The sequence below is a fragment of the Aromatoleum toluclasticum ATCC 700605 genome (assembly GCF_000378245.1).
Lineage (GTDB): Bacteria > Pseudomonadota > Gammaproteobacteria > Burkholderiales > Rhodocyclaceae > Aromatoleum > Aromatoleum toluclasticum.
This window is the reverse complement of record NZ_KB899501.1, coordinates 22378-37801: the sequence shown is the minus strand read 5'-3', so window position 1 is coordinate 37801 and position 15424 is coordinate 22378. Positions and strand designations below refer to the sequence as shown.

The following is a 15424-nucleotide window of genomic DNA, read 5'->3' as shown; positions in this document are numbered from 1 at the left end:
GCGGGCCGGCGGCCCCAGTCATTCGCCGGCCCGGTCATCCCGTTGCCCGGACCGGTAAACCCGGGCATCGACCGTTCAGAAGCCCAGGCTGTCCAGCAGGTCGTCGACCTGCTCCTGCGTCGTAACCACGTCATCGCGGCCCTCGGTGCTGACGACGGGGCCATTCATCAGCCCGCTGTGCTTGTCGCCGCGCTTTTCCGCCGGCGTCACCTCGAGCAGCACCTGCAGGAGTTCCGTCTCCAGCTTCTGCGCGAGATCGACGACCTTCTTGATCACCTGGCCGGTCAGATCCTGGAAATCCTGCGCCATCATGATTTCCATCAGCTGCGCGTTGGTCGCACGGCTCCCCTCGACCACTTCGCCGAGGAATCCGCGCGTCTCCCCGGACAGCGCCTTGAACTCCTCGACCGACAGCTGGTTGGCGAAGAGCTTGTCCCAGCGGGCTTGCAGCGCGGCAGCGCCCGACTGGATACGGCCCTGGATCGGCTGTGCGATGTCGGTCGCGTTGAGCACGCGGCTCGCCGCCTGCTCGGTCATCTGCGCGATGTAGGTCAGGCGCTGGCGTGCGTCGGGAATGGCCTGCACGGCATCCTGCAGGCCGTCGTCGGTACCCAGCTCGCGCAGCGTGTTATGCACTTGCCGTGTCATCTGTCCGATTCGCGTGAACACCGCGTCGCAGCTGTGCTCGGACTGAACCGCCGGGGCTGCGGATGCCGCGGGCGCGGCCGTCTGTTCGGCGCCGAACCCGGCATCGAAGCCCGCGGCAACGGAATCGAACAGCGCCTGCAGTTCCGCGTCGTCGCCGCCGGAATCTCCCGCCGGAGCGGGGACGGTCGCAGCCCGCGCCGCCACCGGCACCGGCTGCGACCTGGTGTTCGCGATGCTGTCGAACAGGGCCTGGAGTTCGTCCGAATCCCCGACCTCGTCCTGTTTCAGCTTCTTCGCCATTATCGGCCTCCCTGATCGTCTCTTTTCCCGCCCTTCAGGCGGTGGCCTTCTTGCCCATTTTTTCGAAGATCTTTTCCAGCTTTTCGGACATCGTCGCCGCAGTGAAGGGCTTGACGATGTAGCCGCTGGCGCCGGCCTGTGCCGCAGCGATGATGTTTTCCTTCTTCGCCTCGGCGGTCACCATGAGCACCGGCAGGTGGCGCAGATGGGGCGTCTGGCGGATCGTCTGTAGCAGCGTCAGCCCGTCCATGTTGGGCATGTTCCAGTCCGTCACAACGAAGTCGAAGGGCGCGCTGTTGAGCTTCTGCAGGGCGACGGCGCCATCCTCGGCCTCGTCGACGTTCGTGAAGCCCAGCTCCTTGAGCAGGTTGCGCACGATACGGCGCATGGTCGAAAAATCGTCGACGACGAGGAATTTCATTTTGGGGTCGGACATTCTTGTACCTCCGTAATCTTGCGCACGACCCGGGTCAGCCTTGGCGCCCCCGGGTCAGCAGCGGGCGCAGGGTATCTGCGAGCGCATCGGCGTCGAATTTTGCCACGTAGGCGTCCACGCCGACCCGCTTTCCCATCGCCCGGTTCGCTTCCGACGACAGCGATGAATGCATCACGACCGGAATGCCGTCGAAGCGCCTGTCCGCCTTGATATTGCGCGTCAACACGTATCCATCCATTTCGGGCATTTCTGCATCGACGAGAATCAGGTCGAGCTCGTCGCTCAACCGGTGGCCGATCTGCTGCGCGTGACTGGCAATGCCCTGGAGGCGCGTCCAGGCCTCCAGGCCATTGACCGCGTGCTTGTGCTTGACCCCCAGCTTGTCCAGTACTTCCGAGATCTTGCGCCGGGCGACGCCCGAGTCGTCGACGTAGAAGACCTCGTAGTCCTGGCCGTCGGGGATCGGCGAGATGTTGCCGACCACCGCGTCGCCGAAGGTCGTCGCCAGCACGGTCTCGACGTCGACGATCGACACCAGCTTGCCGTCGGGCAGTTCGGTGATCGCGGTGATGTAGTTATGCACGCTGCTCGCTACGTTGTCCGGCGCGCGCACCTTGTCCCAATCGACGCGGATGATGCGATCGACTCCCGACACCAGGAAGCCGAGCGTGCGCTTGCTGTATTCGGTGACCATCATCGACGCGCCGAGCGGATCGCCAGCGCGCGCCAGGCCCAGGATCTTCGCCAGCGACAGCACCGGGATGACGTTGCCACGCAGCGAGATCAGGCCCTCCACGCCCGTCGGCATGTTGGGCGCGCGCGTGATGAAGGGTGCGGCCGACACCTCCCGGACCTTGAACACGTTGATGCCGAAAGTTTCCGTGGTTCCGAGCGAGAACAGCAGGATCTCCATGCGGTTCGAGCCGGCGAGACTGGTGCGGCCATCGACGACGTTGAGCACGCCGTCTTCTTCGGTCTGGTAACTGGACATGACAGGAATTCCTCAGGACGCGCGGGTTTGCTGCTCGTCCCGATTGAGCAGGCGGCGCAGCGTCTCGGCGAGACGCTGAGGTTCGAACTTGGGAACGTACTCGTCGACACCGACCGACTTGCCGAGTTGCTGGTTGGACATGCCCGACAGCGACGAGTGCATGATCACGGGGATGCCCGCGAAACGCGGATCGGACTTGATCGACTTGGTAAGGATGTAGCCGTCCATCTCCGGCATTTCGACGTCGGTGAGAACCAGGCTCACCACATCGCTGACATTGCGCCCGGTGGCCTCGGCGAAGCGAGCCGCCTTCAGCAGTTCCTCCCACGCCATGCGACCGTTGATCGCCCCGACGTAGGGCACGCCCAACACCTCGAGCGTACGCTCGATCTGGCGGCGCGCAACCGAGGAATCGTCGGCGAAATACACGGTATGCGTACTTCCCTCGATCGGTTCGATACCCTTGAAGAGGTACTGGTCGTCCTGGTTCGTCGTTTCGGCCAGTACCTTCTCGACGTCCAGCATCATGACCAGCCTGTTGTCCTTGAGCTCCGTGACCGCCGTGACCAGCCCCCCCATGTTCGCCGTGAGCATGTCCGGAGGCACGCGCATCTGCGACCAGTCGAGGCGCAGGATGGTATCGACCGCCTCGACGAGAAAGCCCTGCGTGTGCCCGTTGTATTCGGTGACGATCATGATCTCGCGCCTGGCGTCGGCTCCGACGCCGACATAACGGCCGAGATCGACCACAGGCACCAACACGCCGCGCAGGCTGACCATCCCCACGACCGAGGACGGCATTTCCGGTGCTGCGGTGATGGCCGGGGTGCGCATCACCTCGCGCACCTTGAACACGTTGATGCCGAAGGTCTCGCGGCGTCCGGTGCGTTGGTCTACGCCGAGCGTGAACAGCAGGATTTCCAGCTTGTTCGTGCCGGCCAGCCGTGTGCGGGCCTCGATATTCTTGAACAGTTCGGACATTTCACTCTCCGCGATACGCGGCAATATGATCGGGGCGGCATCCCTGCGCCGTGATTACAATCAAGATAACGTCAGTGACCTGAAATACTTGAGGCCCCGCATCACGGAATGCGTACCGCTTCCCGTCTGCCGGGGATTTTCGCATTATGGTCGCGCCCCGGGTGAACCGCCCCCGGCCCGCCTCGAGGCCCGCATGTCAATGCGCATCGCGCACACCGCCGGGCATCGCCTGCCGCACCACATGCCGCGCAATGCCGTCGAGCGGGACGACCTCGCACGCCGCGCCGATCATCGCGGCCTCGCGCGGCATGCCATACACGACGCATGAGCCTGCGTCCTGGGCGATGGTCCACGCACCCGCGCGCCGCATCTCGAGCAGGCCCCGTGCGCCGTCCTTGCCCATGCCCGTGAGCAGGACACCCACCGCCGCAGCCCCCGCCAGCACCGCCGCCGACGAGAAAAGCACATCGACGGAGGGCCGGTGCCGATTGACGGGGTCCGCCCGCGACAGCTCGCACTGAAGACCGCCCGGCGGCGCACGCCGGATCAGGAGGTGCGAATGCCCCGGTGCGATGTAGGCCGTGCCCGGCACCACCGCCTCGCCATTCTCGGCCTCCTTCACCCGCAGCGCACACAACCCGTCGAGGCGACGCGCGAACGCGCCGGTGAACATTTCCGGCATGTGCTGCACGATCAGGATCGGCGGCGAGTTCTCCGGCATGCCGAGCAGGACCTGCTTGATCGCCTCGGTTCCGCCTGTCGACGCGCCGATGAAGATCACGCGGCCACCGGACACATGGCCCGAGGGCGGCGTTCTAGCTGCCGTTGGCATCGGTGCGCTGATAGACGGTACGGCCCGTGGAACGGAACAGGTCGCCCGCGTGCATGAAGCTCTCGGAATGGCCCGCAAACAGCGCGCCGTCCTTGCGCAGCAGGGGCACGAAACGCTTGAGGATGCCGTACTGGGTCGTCTTGTCGAAGTAGATCATGACATTGCGACAGAAGATCGCATCCAGGGGCCCCTGCACCGACCACACCGGATCGAGCAGGTTGATGCGCCTGAAGCTCAGCAGGCGCTTCAGTTCAGGCCGCACGCGATGCTCGCCGGCCGCCAGCCCGGCCCCCTGTTCGAAATAGCGCCGCAGCATCTCCGGCGCCATGCGCGCCACGCGGTCCTCGCGATAGACGCCGCGCTCGGCGTGCGCGAGGACGCTGGTATCGATATCGCTGGCGATGATCTGGACAGGCGGGCTGAGCGTATTGAACGCCTCGCATGCGGTGATGGCGAGCGAGTACGGCTCCTCGCCAGTCGATGCCGCATTGCACCAGATGCGCAGCGTGCGGCGTTCGGCGACGCGGCGCATGCGCTCGGCCAGGATGTCGAAATGGTGCGCCTCGCGGAAGAACGAAGTGAGGTTGGTCGTCAGCGAATTGACGAAGGTCTCCCATTCGGTGCGATCCCGCTCCAGGCGGACGATGTACTGCGCGAAGCTGCGGTCCCCGCACGCACGCAGCCGCCGCGCCAGCCTGCTGTAGACCATGTCCTGCTTCGCCGGCGACAGGACGATGCCCGCGTGGTCGTAGATGAGCTTGCGGATGCGCTCAAAATCGGCCTGCGTCAGTTCGAACTCGCGCTCACCGGACGCCGACAGTGCCGACGCGGCCGCTGCGGCAGCCATCGCGGCCAGCCCGGGCGCGGAATTCAGCGTGGAACCCGCCGCGGCATGAGGGCGAGCAGGAGCGCCCGCCACTGTGCGGGCAGGAACTCCCGTCGTTGCGGGCTTGCGGCCGAAAGGGGAGTCACCAGCGGGCATCTTCAGACCACCTCACAGGCCATTTCCGGACGGCAACCCATCACGCGAACCATTGCGTCAGGGCGACTTCACGGGCGGAAGCGGGAGCGGCAACGGACTGCGTCCCCTCACCGGCGCAGCGGGCGCCTGGTTCCTGCTCTCGATGTTTTCGCGCAAATCCCCACCGTCGAGCGGCGCGGACAAGCCGATATCCAGCGCGCCCGCCTGATTGCGCACGGCCTCCTCGGTCTTCTTGTTCATCACGATGATGCTGATGCGACGATTCATCGGATGAAGCAGATCGTCCTTGCGCAGCGGAACCATGTCCGCGAGGCCCACGACACGGATCACCTTGCCGGCCTCCAGTCCTCCGGCGACCAACTCGCGGCGCGAGGCATTGGCGCGGTTGCTCGACAGCTCCCAGTTCGAGAAGCCGCGCTCGCCGCCGGCGTAACGCGCCGAGTCGGTGTGCCCCGAGAGGCTCAGGCGGTTGGAAACGTCGTTGAGTGCGCGCCCGATCGCCCGCAACAGCTCGCGCGTGTGCGGCAGCAGTTCGTCGCTTGCGGTGTTGAACATGGGGCGGTTCTGCGCATCGACGATCTGGATGCGCAGACCTTCCGACGTGATGTCGAGCAGGATCTGGCTGCGGAAGGGGCGCAGCTTGGGATCGGCCTCGACGAGCGCCTCGATGCGCCCCTTGAGGTCTTCGAGGCGTGCACGCTCGCGCGTCGCTTCCACGCCTTCGTCTTCACCCTCGACGCGATACACCTCGCGCCCCTTCGCGGCGTCGAGATTGATCGACCGGCGCCCTTCGACTTCGCCGCGCTTGCGCTGGCCGAGGGAGCGGGTGAGGTCCTCGCCGCCGCCCTGGATAACGCTGGAGCTGTCGCCCGCCCCGCTGCCGCCCTGCATCGAGACCTTGAGCGGGTTCATGAAGTGGTCGGCGATGCCCTCGAGGTCGCCCTGGGCCGTGGAGCCGAGCAGCCACATCAGCAGGAAGAACGCCATCATCGCCGTGACGAAGTCGGCGTAGGCGATTTTCCATGCGCCGCCGTGCGCTGCACCGGTGACCTTGTTGATGCGCCGGACGACGATGGGCTGCTGGGTATCGTCGCTCACGGCCGCCCCTTGCCGCGGCGGTAGTCAGCGTCGAGCGTTCGCAGGGCGACGGTGGTCATCGCGGCCTCACCCCTTGCGGCTCTTGATGTCCTGCTCGAGCTCGGTGAAGGTCGGACGCTCGCTCGAGTACAGCGCCTTGCGTCCGAACTCCACGGCGACCTGCGGGGCATAGCCGTTCATGCTGGCGAGCAGGACCAGCTTGATGCATTCGAATATCTTGCCGCTTTCCTCCACGCGCTGTTCGAGCTGGCTCGCGATCGGCTGCACGAATCCGTATGAAAGCAGGATACCGAGGAAGGTGCCGACCAGCGCGCCGCCGATCATCTTGCCGAGCACGGCCGGCGGCTGGCCCACCGAGCCCATCACGTTCACGACGCCCATCACTGCGACGACGATACCGAAGGCCGGCAGCGCATCGCCGAGCTTGGCCACGACATGCGGTGCGATATGGGTTTCCTGGTGGTGCGTCTCGATTTCCTTGTCCATCAGGCCTTCGATCTCGAAGGCATTCAGGTTGCCGCCGACCATCATGCGCAGGTAGTCGGTGAGAAACTCGACCGCATGGTGGTGGGCCATGATCGTGGGGTACTTGGTGAAGATCGGGCTCGACTCGGGATTGTCGACGTCGTTCTCGATCGACATCAGGCCTTCCTTGCGCACCTTCGCAAGCACCTCGTACAGCAGGCCGAGCAAGTCCAGATACATGGCCTTGGTGTAGGGCGAGCCCTTGAACAGGCCGGGAATGGCCGTCATCGTCGCCCTGAACGCCTTGGGTCCGTTACTGCCGACGAAGCCGCCTATCATCAGGCCGACGATGGCGAGATATTCCATCGGCATCCACAGCGCCATGAGACTGCCATGGACGGAGTAGGTGCCGACTGATGCTGCGAGGATGATCAGATAACCAATGATGAGGAACACCGGGAAGCCCCCGTCGATTCGACACGCGCGGCAACGCCACCGCACGCCGGAAGATTTATTGCGATTCTAACGTCACTCGGCGTGCAAACTTGAACCCGGAAATGAAAAGGCCGCCGGCAGTGCGGCGGCCCCTTGCGCGGACGGAATTCCGCCGTTCAACCGGCCGTGGCGAGCGCCTTGGTCTTGGCGACGCGCCTGGAGGCCGTGGCGCGCTTGGTGCCCGTCGCCCGCGCGGCCTCGGCAGCGCGCTTGGTCTTGCCGGCGCGCGAAGGCATGTTGCACAGGCCGCATACGAATTCGTGCGTCGGGTCGTAGGCGTGCGCGACGAAGTGGCCGCCGCAGCTCGTGCACGAGGTCATCTGCAGCAGGTCGGCATCGAAGAAGCGCACCAGCGTCCAGGCGCGGGTGAGGCTCAGCGCCGGCTCGATCACTTCGGCCTCGATGTGGTCGAGGTACAGGTGATAGGCCTTCAGGATCGCGTCCAGCCCCTTGAGGCCGGTGCTTTCCTGGAAGAACCTGAAAAAGTTCATGAACAGCGAGGCATGCACGTTCGGCTGCCAGGTCATGAACCAGTCGGTGGAAAACGGCAGCATGCCCTTCGGGGGCGACATGCCGCGGATTTCCTTGTAGATCTTGAGGAGACGCTCGCGACTGAGCCTGGTTTCGGCTTCCAGCATCTGCATGCGGGCACCGAGGCGGACCATTTCGGCTGCGCGCTGGATGTCCTCTGCCTCTTCGATGATGCTCTTGTTCTTCATCGTTCTCTCCTTGCCGCCCCACCCGGGGGCGCTCCGCCGCGATCCTGCAGTGGCCGGCGGCATCCCCTGCCCGCCCTTGCGCCCTGCACCTCCCGCAGCGCCGTGCCGGCGCCTATCCCGCCAGCCGCTTCACCGGCTTGCCCGCGGCAAGGATCGCCGCATGCAGGCTGGAACTCGTCTCGTCGCGGCCCTTGCCCGCGAGCAACCCGGCGAGCATTGCATCGTCGAAGCGGAACAGCAGCATCTGGCTGCTGGCCATCTTGACCAGCTTCGCGCTCGAAAGTCCCTCGACGAGATCGGCGATGTCCTTGTCGATACCCAGGCGGAACATCGCGGTCTCCCGATCGCTGCGCAGCATCTGCTGGGCCAGCATCAGGTACGCGAGGTTCAGTTCCTTGATTTCCGCCTGAAAATCAGGACGTTTCATTTCCGCTCCCTTTCAGGGACAAGCGCGGTAAAGTTAAAGTGAATTGTGAGCAATTGCAAGAAAATACCCCTGATGGCATGTTGCGGATAAGCCACAGGCAATATCCGCAATACATCCAACAGGCTGTATTGAAAGGGAAATACGAGAAGACCGAAGTTCTTCAGGCGACAGTGTCGACGCCGCTCGACTCGTCGGTTTTCTGGACCGTCGCAACACGGTTGCGCCCCTTCTGTTTGGCGAGATAGGCGCCCAGGTCGGCCTGTTTGATCAGCGCATCGACGTCGGGCATCCAGTGTTCGCGCATCGCGACGCCGATGCTGGCACTGATCGCCACACGCGCGTCGCCGGCCTGCAGCGAAAGGCTGTCGAGTGCGGTGCGCAGCCGCTCGGCGCAGCTCAGCGCGTGGTCGAGATCCGTTTCCGGGCAGATCGCGAGGAACTCGTCGCCGCCCGTGCGGCAGACGACATCCTGGCCGCGCAGTGCACCGCGCAGCGCGTCGGCCGCGCTGCGCAGGACCTCGTCGCCGACATCGTGACCAAAGGTGTCGTTGATCTGCTTGAAGTTGTCGAGGTCGATGATCATGCACGACACGGGGCGCCCCCAGCGCTGCGCGGCCGACCATTCCTGCTGGACGCGGTCGATGGCGTAGCGGCGATTGGGGAAGCCGGTCAGCGCATCGGTGAGGGCCGCCTCGTGCAGGCGGCGGTTGGTGACGGCCAGCTGCGACGCGAAATGACGGATTTCCTCGTGCTCGCGCTCGACCTCCTGCTGCAGGCGCACGACGCGCTGGCCGGCCCTGAGGCGCGCGCCGAGCACGCGCGGACGCAAGGGCTTGGCGATGAAGTCATCTGCGCCGGCCTCGAAGGCTGCGACGAGGTGTTCGTCGTCGTCGCTGTGCGTGAGCAGGATCATGTAGATCGCCTGACCGATGCGCGTCTGGCGCAGCGAGCGGACGAGGTCCGGACCGTCGAGTTCGGGCAGGTTCCAGTCGAGGATCATGATCTGCGGTTGCAGTTCGAGGGCGAGCTCCATGCCCTCGCGGCCGTCGCCCGCCTCGTGCACTTCGTAGTGCGCCTGCTCGAGCACGGCGCGCAGGCCGGCGCGGGTGCGCGCCTCGTCGTCGACGATCAGCGCACGCTGGACGGGCGCAACCGGCTCGCCCGAGGTGGTCCCGGTAGCCTCTGTGATCTCGGGCGTCGCGGGCAACCGGCCCGGGCTCCGGGCGCGGGCGGGTGACGCGGCAGGCGCCCTTCCCGTCGCTGCGGTCACGGGACCGGCCTCGACCAGGTCGCCAAAGCACGGGGCGCCGGGCTGTTCGAGCTGGAGCATGCGGCCCCATTCCGCCCACAGGGCGGCAATGCGCTCGCAATCCGCAACGATGCACTCGCGCTCCATGCCCAGGCGCGCGCCTTCCGCGAAAAGCGTGACCGCAAGCGCGCTCCGTGCAGTGTTATCGTCGGAAACGCAGATTTCGGCCACGCAACGCGCCGCGACGAGGACCTGAAGCACCCGGCGCGCCCGCGATCCATCGGCAAGATGGCTCTCTTCCGGATCGCGGGCGTGCGCGACGGCATCGATGAAGATCCGCGGCAGCCCCCAGTCTTCGAGCATCGCGCCGGTCAGCTCGCGATGGTCCATTGCGAACTGCACCCGTTCCAGTTCGAGCAGCGGCGCAGCGCCGGTCTTGCTTGCCCCTTCGAGCACGGCCGCGTAATCGGCAGGATAGAGCGTTGCGAGAGCGAGCTCGCCGACGCTACCGAGCAAGCCGACGGCGAATAGCTCGTCCGCCGGCGCGGCGCGGGTGCGTTCGGCGAAGACCTGGGCCGCGAGCGCGCGGGCGAGTGAAATACTCCAGAAGCGGTTGTAGTCGAAGGCCTGACAGGCCCCGCGCCGGTAATGCGACAGCAGCGAGAAACCCAGCACCATGGTCCGCACGGCGGGCAGGCCGAGGACCATGAGCGCCTCGTGCACCGAGGCGACCGGGCGGCGGCTGAAGGCGACGAGGCCGTTGGCCGCCTTGATGAGCCGGCCGACGAAGGCGGGGTCGGCACCGATCACCCGCGCGAGTTCGGCGGTCGACACGTCCTGCTGGCGCGTCAGGCGGATCACCGCGAGCGCGATTCCCTTCGGCGACGGGAGATCGCCGGAAGCGCGAATCTGTTCGAAACGGGTCGAATCCAACGGGGGGGACATCGGCGGCGGTATGCGGGTGGGAGGAGTGTCGCCGCGGCGCAGGTGCGCCAAGGACGGCGTTCGGGTCGGGCTAACTGTACCGTGCCGGCCGACCGGCTGTCACGAGGGACGATCGGCCAAGCGTCGCCGGGCGGTCTCGGGGGCTGTTTAGGCGCTAGAATTTATCCGAACGAACAGCTCGGCGAACACGATGAAATACTGCTCAGATTGCGGCGCAAGCGTCACGCTGCGCATCCCGCCCGGCGACACCCTGCCGCGCCACGTGTGCGCGAGCTGCGGGACGATCCATTACCAGAATCCCAAGATCGTCGTCGGCGCGATCCCCGAATGGGGCGAACACATCCTGCTGTGCCGCCGCGCGATCGAACCGCGCCACGGCTACTGGACGCTGCCGGCGGGCTTCATGGAGAACGCGGAAAGCACGGCCGAGGCGGCTGCGCGCGAGACGCTGGAGGAGGCGTGCGCGCGCATCGAGGTGGGCGATCTCTTCACGCTGATCAGCGTGCCGCACATCAACCAGGTGCATATCGTGTATCGCTCGCGCCTGCTGGACCTCGATTTCGGCCCGGGCGAGGAATCGCTGGAGGTGGCGCTGTTCGAGGAGAAGGACATCCCCTGGGACGACATCGCCTTCCGCACGATCTCGCTGACGCTGCGCCATTACTTCGAGGACCGGCGCCGGGGCAGCTTCGGCACGCACAACACGAGCATCGCATTGCCGCCGATGGCGACGATTCCCTGAGGATGTGACGATGCGTGCGGTCCGCGGCGAGATCCTGCACTTCACCGGCGATCCGGCCGTTGCGGGGACGGATGCGCTGCGGCATTTCGCGGACGGATTGCTGATCGTGCGCGACGGGCTGGTCGCGGAAGTCGGGCCGGCGGATGCCCTGCTCGCGAAGCTGCCCGCTGACGCGCGCATCGAGGACAGGCGCGGACGGATGATCGTGCCGGGCTTCGTCGACACGCACATCCACTTCGCGCAGATCGACATCATCGCGAGCCCCGGCGGGCAGCTGCTCGAATGGCTCGAACGCTACACCTGGCCGGCCGAACGGCGCTTTGCCGACCCGGACCATGCGGCGGCGGTCGCCGGCTTCTTCTGCGACGAACTGCTGAGGAACGGGACGACGACGGCCGCCGTCTTTCCCACCGTGCACCGGGTCTCGGCCGACGCCCTGTTCGCGGCAGCACTGCAGCGGCGCATGCGGGTGATCGCGGGCAAGGTGCTGATGGACCGCAACTGCCCGGACCTCCTGTGCGAAAGCTGCGAGGACGGATACGTCGCATCAAGGGCGCTGATCGAGCGCTGGCACGGACGCGGGCGGCTGCTGTACGCGATCACGCCGCGCTTCGCGGCGACCTCGACACCGCAGCAGATGCAGCTCGCGGGGCGCTTGTTCGCCGAACATCCGGGGGTCCATCTTCAGACCCATCTCGCCGAGAACCGCGCCGAGGTCGCGTGGATCCGCGAACTCTACCCCGAGGCGCGCAGCTATCTGGATGTCTATGAACGCTTCGGGCAGCTCGGCCCGCGCAGCGTGTTCGCGCACTGCGTGTGGCTGGACGACACTGACCGCGGGCGCATGGCGGCAACCGGCGCGGCGATGAGCTTCTGCCCGACCTCGAACCTGTTCCTGGGATCGGGACTGTTCGACCTCGCACTGGCTGACGCCGCGGGGGTGCGTGTGGGCATCGGCACCGACGTGGGTGCGGGGACGAGCTTTTCGATGCTGCAGACGCTCGCCGAGGCGTACAAGGTGCTGCAGATGAACGGGCAGTCCTTGTCGGCAGAGCGGGCCTTCTACCTCGCGACGCAGGGCGGAGCGCGCAGCCTGTATCTGGACGATCGCATCGGCAACTTCCTGCCCGGGCGCGAGGCGGATTTCGTCGTACTCGATCCCGCCGCAACGCCGCTGCTCGCGCGGCGTTCGGCTGCGTGCGGGACGCTCGCCGAGCGGCTCTTCGTGCTGATGATGCTGGGCGACGACCGGGCCGTCGCCGAAACCTGGGTGATGGGCGAGCCGGCCTGGCGCCGGCCTTGAGATGAGGGTTTCGCTGGGCGGGAGCAGCGCAGCGAATCCCGCCAATCCCGACGCGGGAATTCGCGCGGGCGGCACATGGCGGGATACGCCTTCGGCTCCTCCCGCCCTACCGCCGGATCATGAAGCGAGTTCCGGGCGGCTGTCGAACAGCGCAAGCGCCTCCGGGTTTGCCAGCGCCTCGATGTTCTTCACCGGCCGATGGTGCACGACGTTGCGCACCGCGAGCTCGACGAGCTTGCCGCTCTTGGTGCGCGGTACATCCGTGACCTGGACGATCTTCGCGGGCACGTGGCGCGGCGTGGCGTTGTCGCGGATCGCCTGTTTGATACGCGCGGCCAAAGCCTCGTTGAGCGCGACGCCTTCGCGCAGGCGCACGAAGAGGACCACGCGCACGTCGGTCGGGTCCTGCGGCGGCCAGTCCTGGCCGATCACGATGGATTCGAGAATCTCGGGCAGCTTCTCGACCTGGCGGTAGATCTCGGCCGTGCCGATGCGCACGCCGCCGGGGTTGAGGGTCGCGTCCGAGCGGCCGTGGATGACGAGACCGCCATGCGCGGTGATCTCGCAGAAGTCGCCGTGGCACCAGACCCGGTCGAAGCGCTCGAAGTAGGCCGCGCGATACTTTGCACCGTCGGGATCGTTCCAGAAGCCGATCGGCATCGACGGGAAGGGTTTGCTGCAGACGAGTTCGCCCTTCTCGGCCGCGACCGGGCGCCCCTCGTCGTCCCACACCTCGACGGCCATGCCGAGGCCGCGGCACTGGATCTCGCCGCGCCACACCGGCAGGGTCGGGCTGCCGAGGACGAAGCAGGAGACGATGTCGGTGCCGCCGGAGATCGACGCGAGCTGGACATCGGCCTTGATGGATTCGTAGACGAAATCGAAGCCCTGCGGCGCGAGCGGGCTGCCGGTGGAGAGCACGGCGCGCAGCGCGGTGAGATCGTGGGACTCGGCCGGGCGCAGCGCGCTCTTGCCCAGGGTCTCGATGTACTTCGCGGACGTGCCGAAATGCGTGATGCGCTCCTGCTCGGCGTAGTCCCACAGCACCCGTCCATCATCGACGAAGGGGTTGCCGTCGTAGAGCATCAGCGTCGCGCCGGCGGCGAGCCCGGACACGAGCCAGTTCCACATCATCCAGCCGCAGGTGGTGAAGTAGAACAGACGGTCGCCTTCTCTCACGTCGGCGTGCAGCTTGTGTTCCTTGAGATGCTGCAGCAGCGTGCCACCAGCGCCATGCACGATGCACTTGGGCACCCCGGTCGTGCCGGAGGAGTACATCACGTAAAGCGGATGGTTGAAGGGCAGGCGCGCGTAGCGCGGAACGGTTTCGCCGGCGTGCGGGGCGAGGAAGTCGGCATAGGCGACGGCGTCGCGGATGCCTGCGAGTTCCGGCGCAGTGTCGCCCGCGAGATAGGGCACGACGACGAAGCGCTCGACGCTGGGCAACTGCGGCGCGAGTTCGGCGAGCTTGCCGAGGACGTCGATGGGCTTGCCGTTGTACCAGTAGCCGTCGCAGGCGATCAGCACCCTGGGCTCGGTCTGGCCGAAGCGGTCGAGCACGCCTTGCACGCCGAAGTCGGGCGATGCGGAGGTGAAGGTGGCGCCAAGGCTCGCGGCGGCCAGCATCGCGACCAGCGTCTCGGGCAGGTTGGGCATGTACGCGGCGACGCGGTCGTGCGGGCGGACGCCGGCTTCGCGCAGCGCGGCGGCGAAGCGCGCGACTTCGGCGCGCAGTTCCGCGCGGGTCATGCTGCGCTTGACCTTGTCTTCGCCCCGGAAGACGAGGGCTTGCTCGTTGCTGCTGTCGCGCAGCAGGTTCTCGGCGAAGTTCAGACGTGCGTCGGGGAACCAGGCGGCTCCCGGCATGCGATCGCCATCGATGAGAGCACGCGCGCCGCGCTCGCCGATCACGCCTCCGAAGTCCCAGACTTCGCGCCAGAAGTCGGTGGAGTGCTTCACCGACCACGCATGCAGCGCGTCGTAGTCGGGAAGTTGCAGGCCGGACAGTGCGCGCGCGCGTTCGGCAAAGGCGGCCATGCCGGTCGCGGCAATCTGTTCGGGGCGCGGCGACCACAGAGGACGGTCGTCGAATTCCTTGTTCGTCATGTTTCCGGTGTCTCCTCGTTCAGAACGGGCCGGTCGCCTGCGCGACCGAGTGCGTCGGCACACCCTGCTCCGCGGCGGCGCGCTCTTGCGCGGCCAACGCCCGGCGATAGGCTTCGCGCGCCTGCAGGCGCTGCCAGTAGGCCAGCACCGCGGGCTTGAAGCGGTCCCTGAGTCCGATGTCGTCGGCGAGCAGCAATGCATAGCCGACGGAGATGTCGGCGGCGGTGAAGCGCCCGGCACACAGGAACTCCTGCCTTTCCAGCAGCGGTTCGAGCGTGCGCAGGCGCGACAGGAACCAGCGCGTGTAGTCCTCGACGATCTGCGGCTGGCGGCGCTCCTGCGGTTCGAAGCGCGAATAGCGCAGCACCAGCGTCTGCGGGAAGGTCAGCGTGGCCTCGCCGAAATGCAGGAAGTTGAGGTAGGGACCGAAGTCCGGCTCGTCGGTCTCGACGTTCAGCGTGCGAGGCGAGTGTCGGGCTGCGAGGTAGTGGCAGATCGCCGCCGACTCGGTCATGCGCGTCACGCCGTCGAAGAACGCCGGGATCGTGCCGAGCGGATTGACTTCGAGGTAGGGTTCGGCGTCGCGGCGCGGCGGAAACGGCAGCACCTTCAACTCGTAGGGCAGGCCAAGCTCCTCAAGCATCCACAGCGGCCGGAACGAGCGCGCGTTGACGCAGTGGTACAGGGTGATCATGGGCTCTCCGC

Annotated in this window: 15 protein-coding genes; 2 read left to right on the top strand and 13 right to left on the bottom strand. The window is 66.4% G+C overall.

The window, feature by feature from the left end; all coding sequences use genetic code 11:
- Nucleotides 1–75: 75 nt before the first annotated feature.
- The 11 genes from cheZ to F464_RS0117545 form a co-directional block, all read right to left on the bottom strand.
- The gene (gene cheZ, locus F464_RS0117595; protein ID WP_018991157.1) at nt 76–948 is read right to left on the bottom strand and encodes a protein phosphatase CheZ; all 873 of its coding nucleotides are present in this window, start codon (nt 946–948) and stop codon (nt 76–78) included.
- Between the two features lie 34 nt (nt 949–982).
- Nucleotides 983–1384, bottom strand: coding sequence for a chemotaxis response regulator CheY (gene cheY / locus F464_RS0117590; RefSeq protein WP_018991156.1), 402 nt, complete (start codon nt 1382–1384; stop codon nt 983–985).
- Nucleotides 1385–1418: 34 nt separating this feature from the next.
- Complete coding sequence (locus F464_RS0117585) at nt 1419–2375, bottom strand: chemotaxis protein (protein WP_018991155.1); 957 nt, start codon at nt 2373–2375, stop codon at nt 1419–1421.
- Between the two features lie 12 nt (nt 2376–2387).
- On the bottom strand, nt 2388–3356 hold the full coding sequence (locus tag F464_RS0117580) for a chemotaxis protein (RefSeq protein ID WP_018991154.1): 969 nt from the start codon (nt 3354–3356) through the stop codon (nt 2388–2390).
- A gap of 196 nt (nt 3357–3552) precedes the next feature.
- Nucleotides 3553–4188: a chemotaxis protein CheB gene (locus F464_RS28885; RefSeq protein WP_084600529.1), complete on the bottom strand. Its 636-nt coding sequence runs from the start codon at nt 4186–4188 to the stop codon at nt 3553–3555.
- Complete coding sequence (locus F464_RS28880; protein WP_018991152.1) at nt 4172–5035, bottom strand: CheR family methyltransferase; 864 nt, start codon at nt 5033–5035, stop codon at nt 4172–4174. The genes F464_RS28885 and F464_RS28880 overlap by 17 nt, the downstream gene beginning before the upstream one ends.
- Nucleotides 5036–5227: 192 nt before the next feature.
- Nucleotides 5228–6268 carry a flagellar motor protein MotB gene (motB, locus tag F464_RS0117565; RefSeq protein ID WP_018991151.1) on the bottom strand — a complete coding sequence of 347 codons (1041 nt, stop codon included), beginning with the start codon at nt 6266–6268 and terminating at the stop codon, nt 5228–5230.
- 66 nt (nt 6269–6334) lie between these two features.
- Entirely contained in the window at nt 6335–7189 is an 855-nt protein-coding gene (gene motA / locus F464_RS0117560; protein WP_018991150.1) for a flagellar motor stator protein MotA, read from the bottom strand.
- Nucleotides 7190–7344: 155 nt separating this feature from the next.
- The gene (gene flhC, locus F464_RS0117555; RefSeq protein WP_018991149.1) at nt 7345–7947 is read right to left on the bottom strand and encodes a flagellar transcriptional regulator FlhC; all 603 of its coding nucleotides are present in this window, start codon (nt 7945–7947) and stop codon (nt 7345–7347) included.
- Between the two features lie 112 nt (nt 7948–8059).
- Nucleotides 8060–8374, bottom strand: a complete 315-nt coding sequence (flhD, locus tag F464_RS0117550) for a flagellar transcriptional regulator FlhD (protein ID WP_018991148.1) — start codon at nt 8372–8374, stop codon at nt 8060–8062.
- 160 nt (nt 8375–8534) lie between these two features.
- Entirely contained in the window at nt 8535–10568 is a 2034-nt protein-coding gene (locus F464_RS0117545) for a GGDEF domain-containing response regulator (protein WP_026296106.1), read from the bottom strand.
- Nucleotides 10569–10758: 190 nt separating this feature from the next.
- Here F464_RS0117545 and F464_RS0117540 point away from each other — a divergent pair, with 190 nt between their 5' ends.
- Nucleotides 10759–11310 (top strand): NUDIX hydrolase, encoded by a 552-nt coding sequence (locus F464_RS0117540; protein ID WP_018991146.1) that lies wholly within the window; start codon nt 10759–10761, stop codon nt 11308–11310.
- A gap of 10 nt (nt 11311–11320) precedes the next feature.
- On the top strand, nt 11321–12613 hold the full coding sequence (gene guaD / locus F464_RS0117535; RefSeq protein ID WP_018991145.1) for a guanine deaminase: 1293 nt from the start codon (nt 11321–11323) through the stop codon (nt 12611–12613).
- Between the two features lie 117 nt (nt 12614–12730).
- Here guaD and F464_RS0117530 read toward each other — a convergent pair whose 3' ends face one another.
- Nucleotides 12731–14719, bottom strand: coding sequence for an acetoacetate--CoA ligase (locus F464_RS0117530; protein WP_018991144.1), 1989 nt, complete (start codon nt 14717–14719; stop codon nt 12731–12733).
- 19 nt (nt 14720–14738) lie between these two features.
- Nucleotides 14739–15413: a glutathione S-transferase family protein gene (locus F464_RS0117525; protein WP_018991143.1), complete on the bottom strand. Its 675-nt coding sequence runs from the start codon at nt 15411–15413 to the stop codon at nt 14739–14741.
- Between the last annotated feature and the right edge of the window lie 11 nt (nt 15414–15424).